The 17,257-nt window shown below is 39.8% G+C and carries 15 protein-coding genes; 9 read left to right on the top strand and 6 right to left on the bottom strand.

The features are described 5' to 3' along the window. Positions 1-6 precede the first annotated feature (6 nt). The 3 genes from ACH63V_RS10705 to ACH63V_RS10695 form a co-directional block, all read right to left on the bottom strand. Complete coding sequence (locus ACH63V_RS10705) at positions 7-858, bottom strand: GyrI-like domain-containing protein (RefSeq protein WP_396463507.1); 852 nt, start codon at positions 856-858, stop codon at positions 7-9. Positions 859-939: 81 nt separating this feature from the next. Then, complete coding sequence (locus ACH63V_RS10700) at positions 940-1,299, bottom strand: 5-carboxymethyl-2-hydroxymuconate Delta-isomerase (RefSeq protein ID WP_016804422.1); 360 nt, start codon at positions 1,297-1,299, stop codon at positions 940-942. A gap of 43 nt (positions 1,300-1,342) precedes the next feature. Continuing rightward, a complete protein-coding gene (locus ACH63V_RS10695; RefSeq protein ID WP_396463488.1) occupies positions 1,343-3,055 on the bottom strand; it encodes an AAA family ATPase in 1,713 nt (570 codons plus the stop codon). Positions 3,056-3,285: 230 nt separating this feature from the next. On the opposite strand from ACH63V_RS10695, the gene ACH63V_RS10690 reads away from it, so the two are divergent. Next, positions 3,286-4,458 carry an iron-containing alcohol dehydrogenase gene (locus tag ACH63V_RS10690; RefSeq protein ID WP_396463487.1) on the top strand — a complete coding sequence of 391 codons (1,173 nt, stop codon included), beginning with the start codon at positions 3,286-3,288 and terminating at the stop codon, positions 4,456-4,458. 195 nt (positions 4,459-4,653) lie between these two features. Beyond that, positions 4,654-5,622, top strand: a complete 969-nt coding sequence (locus ACH63V_RS10685; protein WP_396463486.1) for an alpha/beta hydrolase — start codon at positions 4,654-4,656, stop codon at positions 5,620-5,622. On the opposite strand, the gene ACH63V_RS10680 is transcribed toward ACH63V_RS10685, so the two are convergent. Continuing rightward, the gene (locus tag ACH63V_RS10680; protein WP_016140618.1) at positions 5,619-6,809 is read right to left on the bottom strand and encodes a helix-turn-helix domain-containing protein; all 1,191 of its coding nucleotides are present in this window, start codon (positions 6,807-6,809) and stop codon (positions 5,619-5,621) included. The two genes, ACH63V_RS10685 and ACH63V_RS10680, sit on opposite strands and share 4 nt — an antisense overlap. 142 nt (positions 6,810-6,951) lie before the next feature. On the opposite strand from ACH63V_RS10680, the gene ACH63V_RS10675 reads away from it, so the two are divergent. The 5 genes from ACH63V_RS10675 (at position 6,952) to ACH63V_RS10655 (ending at position 13,232) form a co-directional block, all read left to right on the top strand. Next, on the top strand, positions 6,952-8,463 hold the full coding sequence (locus tag ACH63V_RS10675; protein WP_174736027.1) for an aldehyde dehydrogenase family protein: 1,512 nt from the start codon (positions 6,952-6,954) through the stop codon (positions 8,461-8,463). A gap of 219 nt (positions 8,464-8,682) precedes the next feature. After that, entirely contained in the window at positions 8,683-10,119 is a 1,437-nt protein-coding gene (eat, locus tag ACH63V_RS10670) for an ethanolamine permease (RefSeq protein WP_151988568.1), read from the top strand. A gap of 13 nt (positions 10,120-10,132) precedes the next feature. Further along, on the top strand, positions 10,133-11,518 hold the full coding sequence (locus ACH63V_RS10665; RefSeq protein WP_396463485.1) for an ethanolamine ammonia-lyase subunit EutB: 1,386 nt from the start codon (positions 10,133-10,135) through the stop codon (positions 11,516-11,518). A 10-nt stretch (positions 11,519-11,528) separates the two neighbouring features. Continuing rightward, on the top strand, positions 11,529-12,344 hold the full coding sequence (gene eutC, locus ACH63V_RS10660; protein WP_396463484.1) for an ethanolamine ammonia-lyase subunit EutC: 816 nt from the start codon (positions 11,529-11,531) through the stop codon (positions 12,342-12,344). 165 nt (positions 12,345-12,509) lie between these two features. Further along, positions 12,510-13,232, top strand: coding sequence for a glutamine amidotransferase (locus tag ACH63V_RS10655; protein WP_396463483.1), 723 nt, complete (start codon positions 12,510-12,512; stop codon positions 13,230-13,232). A gap of 660 nt (positions 13,233-13,892) precedes the next feature. On the opposite strand, the gene ACH63V_RS10650 is transcribed toward ACH63V_RS10655, so the two are convergent. Continuing rightward, a complete protein-coding gene (locus tag ACH63V_RS10650; protein WP_396463482.1) occupies positions 13,893-15,620 on the bottom strand; it encodes a glutamine--tRNA ligase/YqeY domain fusion protein in 1,728 nt (575 codons plus the stop codon). A gap of 168 nt (positions 15,621-15,788) precedes the next feature. Between ACH63V_RS10650 and ACH63V_RS10645 the strand changes: the two genes are divergently transcribed. Both ACH63V_RS10645 and ACH63V_RS10640 read left to right on the top strand, forming a co-directional pair. After that, complete coding sequence (locus tag ACH63V_RS10645; protein WP_004700945.1) at positions 15,789-16,298, top strand: peptidylprolyl isomerase; 510 nt, start codon at positions 15,789-15,791, stop codon at positions 16,296-16,298. A gap of 15 nt (positions 16,299-16,313) precedes the next feature. Beyond that, positions 16,314-17,033 (top strand): UDP-2,3-diacylglucosamine diphosphatase, encoded by a 720-nt coding sequence (locus ACH63V_RS10640; RefSeq protein WP_396463481.1) that lies wholly within the window; start codon positions 16,314-16,316, stop codon positions 17,031-17,033. 7 nt (positions 17,034-17,040) lie between these two features. On the opposite strand, the gene ACH63V_RS10635 is transcribed toward ACH63V_RS10640, so the two are convergent. After that, a partial coding sequence (locus ACH63V_RS10635) for a hypothetical protein (RefSeq protein WP_396463480.1) occupies positions 17,041-17,257 on the bottom strand: 217 nt, incomplete at its 5' end.

The raw sequence follows: 17,257 nt of genomic DNA, 5'->3' as shown, positions 1-17,257 counted from the left end.
CTAGCCTCATTTTAAAAGTAAGTAGATGTCTGTAACAAGATCGCACTCGTTCACTTCATGCACAAAGTTGTGATAGTGAAAGAAAACCGGATAATCCCCTGCTTCTTCTGGTTGCTCAGGTAACCAGTTTCTAAAGATGTAATAGACACTATCTTTAATCTGGTCATGGCTACCTAAATGTCTTACGGTTGCATAACGCCCAGCAGGAATTTCACCTGTCTGTACGCCGTAATGATTTTCAGGTACATCCTTTTCAATTGAACCTGCTATATCAAACCGAAATTCGTCTGCTGGTGTCTGATCAGGGTCAGCAAAAGGAATACCATAAGTTCTAGACTTGGTTACAGGCGATAAACCAGTTTCTTTACGCCAAGCAATAAAATTCGCAGCCGTTTCCAAGATTTTATCGGGACTTCCTAAATGCGATAGATAGGCAATCTTTTCAGCAGGCCGTTCAACAATATTTACATTCATTTTTAGCTCACTTTTTGGAAGTGTAAAAACAAACCTCTGGTGCCAAGATTCCCAGTCTGGTTTATCTCTAAAAGCCCGAGGAGTTTGATCGAATGAACGCTTAAATGCACGAGTAAATGCCTCGGGACTATCAAACCCTGCTTGCAAGGCAATCTCAATAATCTTGAGATCGGGTTCAAAAGCCAATTGAAAAGAGGCCCGTTTTAAACGAGAAAGTTGAATAAACTTCATCACATTTAGGCCAATATGAATGGCAAAAATACGATGAAAATGAAACTTAGATAAGGCTGCAATCTGGCTTAATATGTCAACATCTAAATCTTCATCTAAATGTCTTTGAATATAGTCGCAAACCAGTTGCAGCTTTTGTGTATATACAGCCATACATTTATGTCTGTTCATTCGATAGCACTACTTTTACATAGTGCTCATCGCTATTCTTGATCGAAATTGCGCTTTTTATAGTTATACAACTTGCTTGAAATAATCTTCTCTTGGCATGTCGACAAGCTCAACGCACAATTGAATTTCTTTATTAAACCCTTGTTGTAAATATTTTTTGTTGCTAAGCGCCGCTAATAACTGCTCACCCATAAGCTGTTTTTGTTCAGCCGTTCTTCCCGACAAAATATAGACCTTTGCATGAATATAAGCTTGATCAGCCCCTAAGCCAATAAGGAAAACATCATCTTTACGCGCACGGCTTTTAATGTCTTCTGGACTAAATAACTCTGTCTCAATCAGTGTACTATTAATTTCTTCAAGTAATTGTTTTGCGTTCAATCCAGTTAAATTTTCTGAATAATCCACTACTACGTGCGGCATAGCCACCTCAATTTATGTAATAAGTAATTAAGCCAATCAGACTTTATTCAATAAATAATAAAGCTAATCGAACCTGATCATATCCCATTCGAGGACTGGTTGCTTCAACAATTGGTCTTAGTTTGATCGAACCATCATCAGAAAAATGATCTGGATTTTGACGTTTTTTCAATTTCTTATAAATTTTACGGACTTCTTCAACCACTTCTTCACCCGGATGGGCAACCGAAATATCTAGCTTTTGTTCTTTATGAAGTCGAGCCAAGTGATTAATAATCGTTGCTGGTGTCAGACCACGTTCATGCGCAATGTCTTCAATTTCGTAGCCTTCTTCAAACAAGGCACGTGTTTCATCTAGCGTTGCCGTAGCGTAATTTTGCTTTCCACCTTTTGCGAGTTTCTTCTCATTACGAGAAATCTCAGTTTCATTCAAGGTGCCACCACAGTGACGAATAAAGGCTTTATGCTGAGCCGTTAAATCTACATCTGCAAAGTTGTCTTCGGCCTCTTTTGAAAGTTCTTGGAAACGACGATCCGCTTTTACAGCTAAACTATCTAACTCTAAAGCTTGCTCGTTAATCCCTAATAGCTTTAACCCAGTTAAAGATTTTAAGCGCGACAATGCAACATAACCCTGACCTTTTTCAAAGGTATTCATCAGGTTAATTTCAGCGGCTTCTAAAGTCATCCCTTGGCTTTTATGAATAGTAATCGCCCAAGCCAAACGAAGCGGAATTTGCTGAAAACTTGCAATGACTTTACCGGCTTCATTTTCAACTGACCACGTCTCAGGCGCAACCAACAATGTCGTGCCATCGGTTAGTTTTACTTTCGGCAATAAGCCATTTTCGTCATCTTCTTCAAAGCCGATGACTTCACCTAGACTTCCGTTGATATAACCCATATCAAAGTTGTTTTTGACAAACATAACTTTGGCATGCTTTTTAAGAGTTAGCTCTTCTGGTGCACGAACTGAAGATTTTAAAGTTTCTAGTAGTTTTTCATTACCATCTAAAACAGCATTGAATTGATGCCCTTCGTTATCAATTTCATTTAAATGCTGATAATTGATATTGTCGACATCCATATTGTGCGTATAAAGACGAGTAAAGGTCTCACCAATATCATGCGAACGCGATTGACGTAATGCGTGTAAATGATCTGATTGAATATTTTGCGCACGAATGGCATTTAAAATTTGGTTCAGAATTTCATCGTCTTGACGGTGTTGTTCTGTTAAATAACATACCCGAAATTTGGCTTCGACCCATGCATCAGACATAAAACAGAATTTGTCACGATTAGCTTCACCATTACGTCCTACAGGGGGTAACTGGAAAAAATCTCCAGCCACAATGACTTGAATACCGCCAAAAGCTTCATCACTTTCTTTAAAATATTTTAAAACCTGATTGACCAGATTAAGCTGCTTCGCATGCAACATCGAGATTTCATCGATAACGAGAACTTGCGCATTTTCAAGGTGTTCCTTGAGGTATTTACGCTCTTTCATACGTTTTAGGTCATCTTCAGTTAACTGATCTTTAATGCCGATACCCGCCCACGTATGAATGGTCATGCCGTTCATATGCGTTGCCGCAATACCTGTAGACGCCGTAATAGCTACAGGCACTTTACGTGCTTTTAGGTATTGGATGTACTGATTGAGTGTATAGGTTTTCCCTGCACCAGCCGAACCGGTTAAAAAAACATTTTCACCTGCTTTGAGCAGTTTAAGCGCAGTTTCCTGTTTCATAATCTCATATGTACATCTTCAACAGCCCATAGCTTAACGATTTTCCCGAAAAAATTAAATGAATGTGCCAAATTTTATATAAAGTCATTAAAAATCAATAATTAAATCCTAAGTAATATTTGGTAGGTTTTTGGTAGGTAGGAAAATAATCTTCACATCACAATACTAAGCCCATGGTGAGGCTCACCTGTAATAACAAACAATGGATTTATGGAAGAAGGAATCACTCCATGGCTTTTAAAAATATTGCAGATCAAACAAACGGTTTTTACATTCCTTGCGTATCACTCTTTGGACCAGGATGTGCCAAAGAAATTGGTACGAAGGCGCAAAACCTCGGCGCAAAAAAAGCATTAATTGTGACCGATGAAGGCTTATTTAAATTTGGCGTTGCAGGCCTTATCGCAAACTATTTAACCGAAGCAGGCGTTTCGAGCCATATTTTCCCGGGTGCAGAACCGAACCCAACCGATATTAATGTTCACAATGGCGTGAAAGCCTATAACGACAATAGCTGTGACTTTATTGTGTCTTTAGGTGGTGGTTCATCTCACGACTGTGCGAAAGGGATTGGTTTAGTCACTGCTGGCGGTGGTCATATTCGTGACTATGAAGGCATCGATAAAAGTAAAGTCCCGATGACGCCATTGATTGCAGTGAATACAACGGCTGGTACGGCCTCTGAAATGACTCGTTTCTGTATTATTACTAATACAGACACTCACGTAAAAATGGCAATTGTCGACTGGCGTTGTACCCCACTCATTGCCATTGATGACCCTAAACTCATGATCGCAAAACCAGCTGGTTTAACAGCGGCAACAGGTATGGACGCGTTAACTCATGCAGTTGAAGCATATGTTTCTACGGCGGCAAACCCGATTACTGATGCGTGTGCAGAAAAAGCCATAACCATGATTAGCCAATGGCTCCAACCTGCTGTCGCAAATGGTGAAAACATCGAAGCGCGTGATGCAATGAGCTATGCACAATACTTGGCTGGTATGGCATTTAACAACGCGTCATTAGGCTATGTTCATGCAATGGCGCACCAGTTAGGCGGTTTTTACAACCTACCTCACGGTGTGTGTAATGCAATCTTGTTACCGCATGTCTGCGAATTTAACTTAATTGCTTGCCCAGATCGTTACGCAAAAATCGCCGAGTTAATGGGTGTAAGAACTCACGGGTTAACAGTGATGGAAGCTGCATATGCTGCAATTGACGCCATTCGTAAACTGTCTTCATCAATTGGTATTCCATCTGGTTTAACAGAGCTAGGTGTGAAAAATGAAGACCTTGCGGTCATGGCAGATAATGCTCAGAAAGATGCATGTATGCTGACCAACCCTCGTAAAGCTAATCATGCTCAAGTTGTGGAGATTTTCAAAGCAGCTCTTTAATCCTGATGTAATGGCATGTCCCTCTAGTAAGTCAAATCCCTCCGACCGTTGACTTACTTTTTTGGGGAATACTTAGCTCCAGCGGTATTCCCTTTTTTTAGAACCTATACTCCAACCTTCTATAAACCTGATTGACAATTTGCCCATTTCATTGAAGGATACTCAGCATGTCTTAATTACAATAGCTCGATAAAAATGAATACATCTTCAGCTAATCAAACTTATGTCCCAGATATTTTAGGTGCTGGCTACGAACAGCTCACACTTAGTTTTCCTGATGATTATGAAGGGAAAGTTGTAGCTACATTAGTCCGTAAAAAAGCCGCTCAACCGACTCAAAAAGCCGTACTATATATTCATGGATTTTTAGATTATTTCTTTCAAACCGAAATGGCTGAGCAATTCAATGCACATGGTTATGACTTCTATGCACTCGATTTAAGAAAATATGGCCGCTCAAAACTGCCTCATCAAATTTTCTATAATGTGCTCGATTTAAATGAATATGATGCCGAAATTACTCAAGCATTAGAGATTATTGGTGAAGAGCAACACACTCAGGTTTTACTCGCAGGCCATTCAACTGGTGGTTTGACAGCAACGCTTTATGCTGCTCATCATCCAGATCATCCTCTTATTAAAGCGCTCTGGGCGAATAGTCCATTTTACGATTTTAATTTAAGCTTAGTCGAAAAGAAGTTTGGTATTCCTATGCTCAGTCGAGTAGGAAAATATCTACCAAAAGTTAAATTTCCAAGCCAATTAAACAAATGGTACACCACCAGTCTTCACAAACAGCTCAAAGGTGAATGGGAGTTCAATCTTGACTGGAAACCGACCTCTGCCCCTACAGTTCAGCTTAGCTTTGTACATGCGATTCATACGGCACAAAAAGAGATTCACCGTGGGGTTAAACTGAACGTTCCCGCCCTGATTATGCATTCGCACCAAACTAAAAATCCGAAAAAATGGGGAATAGATGCGACTCAAAGTGACGTAATTTTAGATGTTAAAGATATTGAGAAACATGGTAAAAAAATTAAAGGCGATGTCTCGGTTGTCTCTATTCACAATGGATTGCATGACTTAGTCCTTTCGGCCCAGCCAGTACGGAAACAAGTCTATCAACAATTGTTCCAGTGGCTGGATCAAAAAATTACTTAACTAAGCTTAGGTGAGTCAAGGTATTTCACCAGCAGTTGATGCGCAGGATGTTCACTTGGTAAGAGCTCCATAAGGCGTTCTACCGCATCAATTGCTTCAGGGAAATGAGCTAGATGCTTTAACAGTAAATCTGTTTCTTGGGTTTTAAAAATTGCATCGCTCAAGCGTGACTCAAGGCAGTCGCGCCATGCACATAAAAACGGACTTTCAGTTTTAGCCAGAAATACACCTGTGTAAAGCTGTAAAGCCGAGGCTGCATATCCTGCATCCAGTGCCTGTTCAGCTTGTAAAAAATCGGCTTCAACATGCACAAGCAGACGATATGGACGAGAACCAAGTAAGCCTCCCAAAATATCGCGTAGTTGAGACATTTCAGCTTTCAGTGTACCCATGCTGACTTTACGTTCGCCGTAGAGCGCCTGATAAAGATGCTCTAAAGTTAAGCCATGTGGACATAAGGCCAATATCGTCAAAATTTCAATTTGACGGGGCGTTAATAACAAGCTTTTGCCGTTAAATTTAACTTGCGGTGTCGAAAATGCACGAATATGTAACTGTTGACGCTGCTGCTCTAGCAAAGCGGATTGAATAATGGATGCACAACGTTCAGCAGCCAATATTCCTAAACTATTATGATTCTTCCAAGTGGTTGACAAATCAACGACACCAAGAGTTTGTTTCGAGTATGGATCGATAATCGGTGCGGCATAACACACCCAATCATGAATCGATTCCATATAATGTTCATTTGAAAAAACACAGCTTGATTGTTGAGTTTTTAAAGATAAAGCCAAGGCATTAGTGCCTACAAATTCTTCACGCCACTGACCACCCTGCACAAAATGTACACGCTCCGCAGCACTTTGCATTTGAGCACTTGGCGCAGTCCAAATAATGGTACTGCCGATATCACCGACAGCAATCACCATTGAAGATTGTTCTGCAATATGACGCAAGTCATCGGCACATTGGCTTAAAGCCAGATCTAAAGCATTCTGTGAGGCAGTTTTTTTCTCGACTAATGGAGCAGCAAAACGCTCTTTAGGAATCGCAGCAGAAGCTGATCGTTCCCAAGAACTTGCAATACTTTGGCCGAGTTTGGCAGCGTTTTGAGGAGAGAGACTATTTTGCGTGCGCAGTTGATCAATCAACGTCCGTTGCTGCAATAAATCCTTTTTTGTGAACATTTGTAAATTCCTTATATATCCACATTTCTATTCCAACCTTTCTCCAACCTTCTTCTTTATATCCTAATTATACAAAGTACGAAAGTACCTACTGACAGGGTTCTTGTTAGTCTTTAGTCCTAAAAAGCAAAGGAATATTTATATGCGCTATATCGATCCAAATCAACCAGGCTCAAAAGTTCAATTTAAATCACAATACGAAAATTTTATTGGCGGTGAATGGGTAGCACCTGTAAAAGGTGCTTATTTTGACAACGTATCTCCTGTTGACGGAAAGGCTTTTACACGTATTCCACGCTCTAGTGCCGAAGATATTGAGCTCGCTCTAGATGCAGCACACAAAGCGAAAGCAACATGGAATAAAGCCTCACCAACGGTACGCTCAAATATACTTTTAAAAATTGCTGATCGTTTAGAAGCAAATCTTGAAATGCTTGCTGTTGCAGAAACTTGGGATAACGGTAAAGCAGTCCGTGAAACTTTAGCAGCTGACCTTCCGCTTGCGATTGACCATTTCCGTTATTTCGCAGGGTGTATTCGTGCTCAAGAAGGTGGCATCTCTGAAATTGATGAAGATACCATCGCTTACCATTTCCATGAACCGTTAGGTGTTGTTGGCCAAATTATTCCATGGAACTTCCCAATTTTAATGGCAGCATGGAAGCTTGCACCAGCTTTAGCGGCAGGTAACTGTGTGGTGATTAAACCAGCTGAGCAAACTCCAGTGGGTATTTTGTTGGTGGCTGAACTCATCCAAGACATTTTACCGCCGGGTGTCCTGAATATCGTTAATGGTTTCGGTGCAGAAGTCGGCCGTCCATTAGCGACAAACCCACGTATTGCAAAAATCGCATTCACAGGTTCAACTCAAACTGGACAAATGGTGATGCAATATGCAACTGAAAATATTATTCCAGTTACGTTAGAACTTGGCGGTAAGTCACCGAACCTTTTCTTTGAAGACATCATGGATAAAGAAGATGACTTCTTAGAAAAAACGCTTGAAGGTTTTGCCATGTTTGCCTTAAACCAAGGTGAAGTATGTACTTGCCCTTCTCGTGCTTTAGTACAAGAAAGCATCGCTGATCAGTTCTTAGAAATGGCTGTCGAGCGTGTAAAACGTATTAAAACTGGTCATCCACTTGATACTGAAACGATGATTGGCGCACAAGCATCTCTACAACAACAAGAGAAAATCTTACGTTGTATTAATACTGGTCGTGAAGAAGGAGCAGAACTCTTACTTGGCGGTAGCGGCCGTAAAGAAGTAGGCGATGGTTACTATGTTGATCCGACTATTTTTAAAGGTCACAACGGCATGCAAGTTTTCCAAGAAGAAATTTTTGGACCTGTACTTGCTGTGACAACGTTCAAAGACTTTGATGATGCAATTAAAATTGCCAATGACACCATGTATGGTTTAGGTGCAGGTGTTTGGTCACGTTCAGCTCACATTTCTTATCGTGCTGGTCGTGCTATTGAGGCGGGTCGTGTCTGGACAAACTGCTACAACATCTACCCTGCACATGCTGCATTTGGTGGCTACAAGAAGTCTGGTATTGGCCGTGAAAACCATAAAATGATGCTAGATCATTATCAACAAACTAAAAACTTGCTAGTGAGTTATTCAACTAAACCAATGGGCTTCTTCTAAGTTTCGCACCAAGTTGATACCAAACTATCAACACTAGAAAGAAGTAAGATGACTAATTATATAAGAAGCCAGTAATTTAGATTGCTGGCTTCTTTATTTCCGATTGTTAAGCTTGAATTTTTATCATTTAGAATAAAAAACTCTATCTACTCTCTGAAGTGCTTAATTTAGGCATTGCTTTTGCATTGATTCATACAAACCCACTCGCAGGAGTATTGTATGAATCAACCAGAAACAGCTTCCGTCATTTCCTCAAGCACAGAAGTCTCATCAGCAGAATATTTTGCTCAGCGTCAACTCAAACAAGGTACGGTTGGTTGGTTACTCCTGATTGGTTTAGGCGTAGCTTATGTGATATCGGGTGATTTTGCTGGCTGGAACTTCGGTATTGCTCAAGGTGGTTGGGGTGGCATGTTTATTGCCACTGCACTCGCTGCGCTTATGTACTTATGTCTGTGTCTTTCTATGTCGGAAATGTCCACCATGATGCCTACAGCAGGTGGCGGTTATAGTTTTGCACGTGCTGCCTTTGGCCCTTTTGGTGGCTATTTAACGGGAACAGCCATTTTAATTGAATACGCGATTGCTCCTGCTGCGATTGCTGTATTTATTGGTGGTTATTGCGAATCTCTATTTGGCATTAATGGCTGGATGATTTATCTCGCCTGCTACGCCATTTTTATGGGCATACATCTGAAAGGTGCCGGCGAAGCCTTAAAAATTATGTTCGCAATTACACTTGTCGCAGCTGTTGCTCTAGTTGTGTTTATTGTCGCAATGATTCCACATTTTAATACACAAAACCTGTTAGATATTCCTGTTGGCACAGCAGCTGGTGCAAGTCGTTTTCTACCACATGGCTATTTAGGCATTTGGGCCGCAGTTCCCTTTGCAATCTGGTTTTTCCTTGCAGTTGAAGGTGTGCCATTAGCCGCCGAAGAAGCAAAAGATCCAGCAAAATCTCTTCCACGCGGTTTAATCGGTGCAATGCTTATATTAACGGCGTTTGCCATGCTCATTTTATTCTTGGGTGCAGGCGCAGCAGGTGCAAGTACTTTGCAAAACTCAGGTGCTCCCCTCGTCGATGCTCTAGTTAAAGTTTATGGCACCAACACTTGGCTTGCGACTTTTGTAAATTTTGTTGGGTTAGCAGGTTTAATCGCAAGTTTCTTCTCAATTATCTATGCCTATTCCCGTCAAATTTTTGCACTTTCTCGCGCTGGCTACTTACCGACTTCACTGTCTTTAACCAATAAAAATAAAGCCCCTTATCTTGCGATTATTATTCCGGGCATTATCGGGTTCTTGCTTTCACTTACCAAAGAAGGCGATTCACTGATTTTAATCGCGGTTTTTGGTGCCACCATTTCGTATGTGTTGATTCTTTTATCCCACATCAAACTACGCCTATCTAAACCCGACATGCCTCGTCCTTATAAAACTCCTGGAGGAATCGTTACTTCAAGCATTGCACTGGTTCTAGCAGTCGCTGCTGTAGTTGCTGGCTTTGTTGTTAATCCGAAAGTTTGGTTTATTGCTGCCGCTATTTATGTCGTATTTATTGCTTACTTTTTATTCTATAGCCGTTATCATTTAGTTAAAGGTACACCAGAAGAAGAATTTGCAAATATTAAAGCCGCAGAACAAGAACTATAAAAAGGATGCAACTATGAGTTATCGCAATATTATCGCCAATCAACAGTATCACTTTGCTGACCTAAAAACTTTAATGGCCAAAGCTACACCGTTACGTTCAGGCGATGAGTTAGCAGGTGTAGCGGCCAGAGATGCAACCGAACATGTTGCGGCACAAATGACTTTGGCCAATGTACCGCTTAAAACCTTTTTAAATGAAGTTGTGGTCGATTACGAAACTGATGAAATTACACGACTAATTATTGATGAACATGATCTGGCAGCCTTTGCCCCTATTTCACACTTTACAGTAGGTGATTTTCGAAACTGGTTACTTGGAGAAGAAGCCACTGCCCAAAGCTTAAAAGCATTAGCATCAGGTTTAACTCCAGAAATGGTGGCTGCTGTCAGCAAAATTATGCGCAATCAAGATTTGATTTATGTCGCCAGCAAATGTGAAGTAGTTACCCAGTTTCGCAACACGATTGGTTTAAAAGGCCATCTTTCTACCCGTTTACAACCGAACCACCCTACCGATGATGTGCTCGGTATTTCTGCCAGTATTTTAGATGGTTTAATGTATGGCAATGGTGATGCAGTGATTGGCATTAACCCCGCCACAGATAACCTTCATAATTTGTCAGAGCTACTGAAATTACTTGATCATGTCATTCAGGAATATCAAATTCCGACGCAATCTTGTGTACTTACCCATATCAGCTCAGGCATTCAGCTTGCTGAAAAAAATGTGCCAATTGATTTAATGTTTCAATCAATCGCTGGCACCCAACTGGCTAATGAAGGTTTTGGAATTTCACTCGATTTACTACAAGAAGGATATGAAGCCACACTCGCACTTAAACGCGGAACCATTGGACAAAATGTTATGTACTTTGAAACGGGTCAAGGCAGTGCCTTATCCAGCAATGCACATCACGGCGTTGACCAGCAAACATTAGAAACGCGTGCTTATGCAGTAGCTCGTAAATACAATCCGCTTTTAGTGAATACAGTCGTTGGCTTTATTGGTCCCGAATATCTTTTTAACGGTAAACAAATTATACGTGCAGGGCTAGAAGACCACTTCTGCGGCAAGTTACTTGGTGTGCCAATGGGCTGCGACATTTGTTACACCAATCATGCCGATGCCGACCAAAACGATATGGATGTTCTCCTTACTTTATTTGGTGCTGCGGGCATTAATTTTATTATGGGAATTCCGGGTTCAGATGATGTCATGCTCAACTATCAAACGACCTCATTCCATGATGCCCTCTATTTAAGACAACTCCTCGGTTTAAAGCCCGCTCCTGAGTTTTTAGCTTGGCTTGAACAGCAAGGTATTTTTAAACAGCAAAACTCTCAAATTTGTTGGGCAGACCACATGCCTGACCAATTCTCTCGTTTGCTCATGAACTAGGGAGAACGCCATGAAACTGAACCGTGATATTCAATATCCATCTTCTACTCATCAAGACCAGTGGGAAAAACTCAAACAGTTTACCGATGCCCGTATTGCTCTGGGCCGTGCAGGTTGTAGCATCCCCACACAAGCCTTACTTGAATTCCAGTTGTCGCATGCGCAAGCAAAAGATGCGGTTTATCAAGACATGGATATTTCCTATTTATCTGAACAATTACGACAAAAGCAACTTCAAAGCATTCATGTTCAAAGTAATGCCCCTAATAAGGAAATCTATCTTAAACGTCCTGATTTAGGACGTCAGCTTTCAGATCAATCAAAAAATGTCTTAATTAAGAAGTATGCAGAAGACCTTCAACAATACGATGTTTGTATTGTGGTTGGTGATGGACTCTCTGCAAGAGCGATTGAAGCGAATGCCATCCCATTCATTACAACGCTAAGTGAACAAGTTCAGCAAGAAAACTGGACTCTTGCGCCCATTGCACTGGCAACAGGTAGTCGGGTTGCTTTAGGTGATGAAGTCGCAGAAATCTTTAAAGCATCCATGCTTGTTATGCTCATCGGTGAGCGCCCTGGTTTAAGCTCTCCTGACAGTATGGGAATTTATTACACATGGAATGCATATTCAGGTTGCCTCGATGCCAAACGTAATTGTATTTCCAATGTCCGTTCAGCAGGCTTAAGTATTCCAGTTGCAGTGCAACGTTTAATCGCTTTAATGAAAAAATCAAAACAACTTGGCTTTTCAGGCGTTAATTTAAAAGATGAACATCAACTCTCAAATATAGACTGTGCAGAGGTACCTAAACTTTTATTTTAATAGGCAAGTTATGCATAGCTATGGTCATAAACAGAAGATGCTTATGCATAACAATATTATCTTAACGAAAAATATCAATTTTCAGGTATTGACGATTTATATGGATATTTTCTTCTTTATATTTATCGCTATACTCCACCTATTGATCTTCTATGAATCATTTGTATGAGCACAACAAACGCCTTCCCTAAAACTATTTATGCCATTCAGCATCTTGCTTTCGAAGACTTAGGTTCATTAGAAGATGTCTTTTATCAGCTTGGCTTTCGCGTCCGTTATTTTGAAGCGGGTGTTGATGATTTAACAGCTGCTTTTGCACACGATGGATTAACTATTATTTTAGGTGGCCCAATCGGAGTTTATGAAACTGAAGATTATCCATTTTTAAAAGATGAAATTGCTTTACTTAAACAACGTTTAGCAACGGATAAGCCTACACTTGGTATTTGTTTGGGTGCACAGTTAATTGCTCATGCACTTGGTGCTAAAGTATATGCAGGTCATCAAAAAGAAATCGGTTGGAGTCCACTCAGCTTAAGTTTACGTCCTAATCAGGTATTATCTCCTTTGCTTAATAATGTTCATGTTTTACATTGGCATGGTGATACTTTCGATCTTCCTGAAAATGCTGCCCTTTTGGCTAGCTCAGATATTTATACCAATCAAGCGTTTGAAGTCGGTAATAATATTCTTGCTTTACAGTTTCACATCGAAACGACTCAAGAAAATTTTGAAAAATGGCTCATTGGTCATACATGTGAACTTCGCCATGCCGGAATTTCAATTCCTAAATTGCGCGAGCAAAATATTGAATATGCATCTGCACTTGAACAAGCTGCATTTGAAGTAATTCAAAAATTCTTGAAAAGAATTGGTTATAGTGCATAAATGAACAGTTTTTAATCTGCATCGAATATAGCTTTTTATCTCCTCGCATTGTTTGATTATTTTTTAAACAAAAAAGCTTTATATTTTATTTTTAGAAACATTTCAGAAAAATTTCAGTGTATTATTAATTTGTAACATAAAATATACGCTGATTTACTATGGATATCTGGAAGTTTATTAAAAGCTTTAATACGGTCAATACTTATTTAATGCTTTCAAGTATGCTTCTCATACTATTAGTTCTTTATTTTTATGTGATTAATCCTACCTAAGCTCTTTTGCCAAGGAAGTGGAATCATAAAGAAAAAGAATATTATGAGAAGACCTCCGAATAAAAAGCCCAACCTTACAGTTGGGCTTTTTTGATATCTGCTGTGTACTCACAACATGTTGCTCGTCTTGCAAAAAAGTAAGAGATAATCAATCTCTGCTCTCTACTCACAACATGTTGCTCGTCTTGCGAAAAAGTAAGAGATAAGCAATCTCTGCTCTCTACTCACAACATGTTGCTCGTCTTGCGAAAAAGTAAGAGATAATCAATCTCTGCTCTCTACTCACAACATGTTGTTCGTCTTGCGAAAAAGTAAGAGATAAGCAATCTCTGCTCTCTACTCACAACATGTTGCTCGTCTTGCGAAAAAGTAAGAGATAAGCAATCTCTTACTTTTTCTCAGGTTTGAAGCTGTCTTTCAAATCAAGAACACGGTTGAACACTGGTTTTTCAGGAGTATGATCGTGTTGATCTGCAACAAAATAACCTTCACGTTCAAATTGGAAACGGTCTTCAGGACTCGCTTGAGCTAAAGCAGGTTCAATCACAGCCTGAACAACTTTTAAAGAATCTGGATTTAAATTTGCTAAAAAGTCATCATCTGCATCAGGTGCTGCTTCAGTAAACAAACGATCGTAAATACGTACTTCAGCAGGAATACCTTTAGTAGCAGATACCCAGTGAATTACGCCTTTTACTTTACGACCTTCCGGATTTTTACCTAAAGTTTCAGGGTCAATTGAACATTTCAGCTCAATCACTTCACCATTAGCATCCTTAATGACTTCATCACATTTAATCACATAGGCATGGCGTAAACGCACTTCACCATCAGGAATTAAACGTTTAAAGCCTTTTGGTGGCACTTCTTCAAAATCTTTACGGTCAATATAGATTTCTTTAGTCAATGGAATAACACGTTCACCCATATCAACATTTGGATGACGAGCATGCGTAAGATCTAAATCTTCTGGTAAGTTTGTAAGTGTTACTTTTAAAGGATCTAACACCGCCATACCACGCGCTGCAGTATTCTCCAAAGATTGGCGAATACAGAACTCAAGCATTGCAACATCAACAATACCGTCAGTTTTAGATACACCTACACGTTTACAGAAATCACGTAAGCCTTCTGGTGTAAAACCACGACGGCGCATACCAACAACCGTTGGCATACGTGGGTCATCCCAACCATTTACATAACCACCTTCAACCAACTTACGCAATTTACGTTTAGAAGTAATGGTGTAGTCTACGTTTAAACGAGAAGATTCATATTGGTGTGGAACGGCTTTAGATTTAACCTTTTCAACAATCCAATCATAAAACGGACGGTGATCTTGGAATTCCAATGTGCAAAGTGAGTGAGTGATTCCTTCAATTGCATCAGACAATGGATGAGCATAGTCATACATTGGGTAGATTTTCCATTTATCACCAGTTTGGTGGTGCTCTGAATGCAAGACACGATACAAAATTGGATCACGCATATGCACGTTCGGGCTTGCCATATCAATTTTGGCACGTAGAACTGCTTCACCTTCTTTCAGTTCGCCATTACGCATTTGTTCAAAGCGAGCAAGGTTCTCTTCTACAGAAGCATCGCGATATGGCGAGTTTTTCCCTGGTTCAACAAAACTACCGCGGTTTAACTTGATTTCTTCTGGAGATTGTAAATCAACATAAGCATCGCCTTGCTCAATGAGTTGAACAGCCCATGCATATAATTGATCAAAATAACCAGAAGCATAGCGTGGTTCGCCATTCCAGTTAAAACCAAGCCATTTCACGTCATTAGCAATACCATCAACATATTCTTGTTCTTCTGCATCTGGGTTCGTATCGTCAAAACGTAAATTACAAAGACCATCAAACTCTTCAGCCACACCAAAGTTTAGACAGATTGCTTTTACGTGACCAATATGTAAATAACCATTTGGTTCTGGCGGAAAACGCGTTACGATTTGTTTTGCACGTCCGGCAGCCAAATCATCAGTAATGACTTGGCGAACAAAATCTAATCCAGCCTGTTGTTCTTGCTGCGCAGAATCGACAGAGGCATGAGTATTCGGTGTCGGGTTGTTTGGCAGGTTCGAGACAACATCATTAGGCTTCATAGTGTATCAATCACTTCTTTGTAGATAAAATTTCGAAAAAATAAACGCTATCTTCATTTTTCACAAAGATTTTAACGTTTTTTACTTGCCTTGTAGTTTACAGTTTGCTTATGCTTCTCTCAACCAAAAAACCCATGGTCATAAGCCCATGTTTAGGAGATTAATGTAATGAGTTTTCCTCAAGTCGAATTAAACACCAATAAAGGTCGTATTGTTCTTGAACTAAATACTGAAAAAGCACCAAAAACAGTAGCAAACTTTTTAGAATACGTACGTGACGGTTTTTATGACGGCGTTATTTTCCACCGTGTCATTGATGGTTTCATGATCCAAGGCGGCGGGATGGATGAAAACTTCAAAGAAAAAGCAACTCGCGATGCGATTGAAAACGAAGCTGACAACGGTTTAAGCAACGATGTTGGTACGATTGCTATGGCACGTACTCAAGCTCCTCACTCTGCTTCTGCGCAATTCTTCATCAATGTAAAAAACAACTCTTTCTTGAACCATACTTCAAAAACTGCTCAAGGTTGGGGTTACGCTGTATTTGGTAAAGTTGTTGAAGGTATGGACGTTGTAGAAGCAATCAAAGGCGTACGTACAGGTAACCGTGGTTATCACGCTGACGTTCCTTTAGAAAACGTTGTTATCGAATCTGCTAAAATTATTTCTGAATAATTTCAGGATAAAGCTGTGACCTATCTGTTTATTTCAGATTTACATTTGTCACCTGAACACCCTCGACTCGTTCGAGGGTTTTTAGATTTGTTGGTACATTATCAACATAAACAAACACAGCTTTATATTTTAGGTGACTGGTTTAATGCTTGGATTGGCGATGATTACTCAGCACCATGGCTCGATGAAATTGTTGAAGCCTTAAAGGCGTTTAATCAAAAAGGGAATCGAGTTTACTTCCAAGTGGGTAACCGCGACTTTGCTTTAAATCAGATTTTTCTCAATAAGTTTAATGGTGTATTACTTCCTGATATCTATTATCTTAATATCGCAGGTCACCAATATCGCCTAGAACATGGCGATGCGTTATGCACAGATGATATTTCCTACCAAAGATTTAGAAAAATTATTCGAAACCCTCTTTTAGTCGCTTTTTTACGACGAACACCTCTAAGTTTCCGTACGAAACTTGTCAATGGTTTCCGCAAAAGAAGTCATTCGGACAAACAACAAAAAAGTTATGAGATTATGGATGTCAATAAGCAGGCTGTTCTCTCTGCCATAAAAGATGTCGACATACTTATTCATGGCCATACTCACCGTCCAGCTATTCATGAAATACAGAACAAACAACGGATTGTACTAGGTGACTGGAAAGAAGATCATGCACAAATTTTGGAAATTGATCCCTCTTCACATTTGCAGCAAATCAAACTAACTGATTGGCATTATTAATTAATAATCAATTATTTTTCAAATGTATAGCTTGTTTATTTAAATCAAAATCCCAGATCATACATAGACAGGTAAGGAATACAAATTTCCAGTTTATATGTCCATATTTTTGATATTCGATGTATAAAATTAAAAGACACAATACAAATGCAAAAATTAGAAAGGCTTTAACAATTCTAATTTCTCGCAGCTTACTCTTTGCATCTTTTGGCATTAAATCAAAC

The sequence above is a fragment of the Acinetobacter sp. ABJ-A23_2 genome (assembly GCF_044538765.1).
Classification (GTDB): domain Bacteria; phylum Pseudomonadota; class Gammaproteobacteria; order Pseudomonadales; family Moraxellaceae; genus Acinetobacter; species Acinetobacter nosocomialis_A.
This window is presented reverse-complemented; position numbering and strand designations above follow the sequence as displayed.

What these genes read in the sequence shown, in the direction of transcription:
- ACH63V_RS10705 (WP_396463507.1), bottom strand. Translation starts at nt 858, where the DNA reads ATGGCTGTATATACACAAAAGCTGCAACTGGTTTGCGACTATATTCAA.
- ACH63V_RS10695 (WP_396463488.1), bottom strand. Translation starts at nt 3,055, where the DNA reads ATGAAACAGGAAACTGCGCTTAAACTGCTCAAAGCAGGTGAAAATGTT.
- ACH63V_RS10690 (WP_396463487.1), top strand. Translation starts at nt 3,286, where the DNA reads ATGGCTTTTAAAAATATTGCAGATCAAACAAACGGTTTTTACATTCCT.
- ACH63V_RS10700 (WP_016804422.1), bottom strand. Translation starts at nt 1,299, where the DNA reads ATGCCGCACGTAGTAGTGGATTATTCAGAAAATTTAACTGGATTGAAC.
- eutC (WP_396463484.1), top strand. Translation starts at nt 11,529, where the DNA reads ATGAAACTGAACCGTGATATTCAATATCCATCTTCTACTCATCAAGAC.
- ACH63V_RS10655 (WP_396463483.1), top strand. Translation starts at nt 12,510, where the DNA reads ATGAGCACAACAAACGCCTTCCCTAAAACTATTTATGCCATTCAGCAT.
- ACH63V_RS10675 (WP_174736027.1), top strand. Translation starts at nt 6,952, where the DNA reads ATGCGCTATATCGATCCAAATCAACCAGGCTCAAAAGTTCAATTTAAA.
- ACH63V_RS10685 (WP_396463486.1), top strand. Translation starts at nt 4,654, where the DNA reads ATGAATACATCTTCAGCTAATCAAACTTATGTCCCAGATATTTTAGGT.
- ACH63V_RS10680 (WP_016140618.1), bottom strand. Translation starts at nt 6,809, where the DNA reads ATGTTCACAAAAAAGGATTTATTGCAGCAACGGACGTTGATTGATCAA.
- ACH63V_RS10665 (WP_396463485.1), top strand. Translation starts at nt 10,133, where the DNA reads ATGAGTTATCGCAATATTATCGCCAATCAACAGTATCACTTTGCTGAC.
- eat (WP_151988568.1), top strand. Translation starts at nt 8,683, where the DNA reads ATGAATCAACCAGAAACAGCTTCCGTCATTTCCTCAAGCACAGAAGTC.
- ACH63V_RS10650 (WP_396463482.1), bottom strand. Translation starts at nt 15,620, where the DNA reads ATGAAGCCTAATGATGTTGTCTCGAACCTGCCAAACAACCCGACACCG.
- ACH63V_RS10645 (WP_004700945.1), top strand. Translation starts at nt 15,789, where the DNA reads ATGAGTTTTCCTCAAGTCGAATTAAACACCAATAAAGGTCGTATTGTT.